This is a genomic window from Akkermansia muciniphila, assembly GCF_018709685.1.
In the GTDB taxonomy this organism is placed as follows: domain Bacteria; phylum Verrucomicrobiota; class Verrucomicrobiia; order Verrucomicrobiales; family Akkermansiaceae; genus Akkermansia; species Akkermansia muciniphila_E.
This window is the reverse complement of record NZ_JABDHQ010000041.1, coordinates 1-678: the sequence shown is the minus strand read 5'-3', so window position 1 is coordinate 678 and position 678 is coordinate 1. Positions and strand designations below refer to the sequence as shown.

At 52.1% G+C, this 678-nt stretch carries 1 pseudogene; it reads right to left on the bottom strand.

From position 1 onward, the window contains the following. Positions 1-678, bottom strand: a pseudogene (locus HHJ06_RS11675) (sugar-binding protein); the annotation flags it as partial.

Below are 678 nucleotides of genomic sequence, written 5' to 3'. Positions count from 1 at the left end.
ATCTTGCCTCCCAAAGCATCGGTGATGCAGGCAGGATTGTCACAACAGGAGAGATAACTGGTTGCAGTACAATTTCCAGCTGGGTCAGTATTTTTGATTGTCCGTCCCGCCTCGTCCGTTTCCGTGATGGTGGTATTGCCGCGGCCATCGGTCTGCTTCTGTATCATTCCCGTAGAGGTGTAGAACCGTTCGTGTGTGTAATGAATGCCTGCCTGGTCGGTCTGGCTTATGGTAAACCCGTCTACGACAAGAGCCTCGGCTATAATATCCGAAGTGGGAATCCGGCTGAACTGAGTGCGCTTGGTTGGAGCAGTATACTCCGTCCATTGTACGCTCTGCTGACCATAGACATCCATGGTGACTGATTTGTTTTCCAGAATTGCACTGAACCTGGAAATCATATTCTCCGTGGTCTGGGTGAGAGGAAGGCCATCGGCATTATAGGTTGTGGAAGCCTGCACCTGGTAGACGCCGTCCTCCCGGAGCTGGTAACAGGAGGAACTTTCCGATATCCTGTTTCTGATGGTGTCATTGGGATGAAGTTCATCCAGCAGGACGGTCTGCTTCACGGCTTGCCCCAGCTCATTGTAGTCCGTGACGGTAGGAGCAAGGTACTCCGTTTGAGAGCGGACGGATTGCCCCTTGCCGTTGTATAAGTTCCTGGTGACGATAAAGCTG